Consider the following 907-nt stretch of genomic DNA (forward strand, 5'->3'; position numbering starts at 1 on the left):
CCTGAAGGGTCGTGGGCAACACAGCTTGAATTTCAACCAGGAGATCGAGCGCAGCGCGGCGGCCGCCGTCGAGCAAGCGCGCATCGTACGAGCGGACGGACTGCGGGGCATGAATGCGACGTTGGAGCGAATCGTGCACAAGGCTGTCGAGCGCGCTGGCGTGTCCGATGTCTTCGATGACATCGCGGGTGCCGGGCCGGCCGCGGGTGCCACGGTGACCGATAGCCTGGTGAGCGGAGGCCCTGAGGACTGCGCCGATGATTCGACGCTCTCCTCCGAGTCGGAGGATGTCGAAAAAACATTATTCCGTGTCATAAGCCAGATGCGGGACAATATAACGAACAAGGCGTTCACCATGAACCCGCTCCCTTCTGCCGATCTGAGCCCCGACGAATCCTTCGCCGTCTCCGCCGCGGAAGCGGGAAAGAAGATGTCGAAGCGTTCCCTCTTGAACAAGGCTCGCAAGGCCCAGAACAAAGAACCGCTGCAGATTAGCGCGAACGATCCCGTGATCGATCCTGCACCTGTGGCACCCTCCGAGCCGCACGTGGTCGCCCAGAGCGCGCCGGCGGACGTAGGCCGGATCGCAGCCAGTGTGATTCCCCCGGATTTGCTGGATTCGTGGAGCGGATCTCACACGGAGCCAGCCGGCATGCCGGACCTGGACGACGGCTACCTCGATTCATTCGCCGAAGGCGAGGGGGTGATTGTGTCCAGCCCCTTGGTGTCCAGCGCCGAGCAGGCGCCCAGTGCACCACGTGCTCCCGCTCCTCCCGCTGCGGGTATCTCCACAGCCACTTCGTGCCCAGCGCCCGTCTTGGCGTTCGCGCGCGGCCCGAAGCTCGGCGCCTCAGCGGCCCCAGGCCTGAGCCGCGGCTTCGGATTCAACCGTCCCGCGTCGCCGGCG

General features: G+C 65.0%; 1 pseudogene. It reads left to right on the plus strand.

Annotated elements, in window-relative coordinates:
• Nucleotides 1–25: 25 nt before the first annotated feature.
• Nucleotides 26–907: pseudogene (locus AC1DY5_RS57205) on the plus strand (hypothetical protein); the annotation flags it as partial.

This window comes from Variovorax sp. P4_D9 (assembly GCF_056401695.1).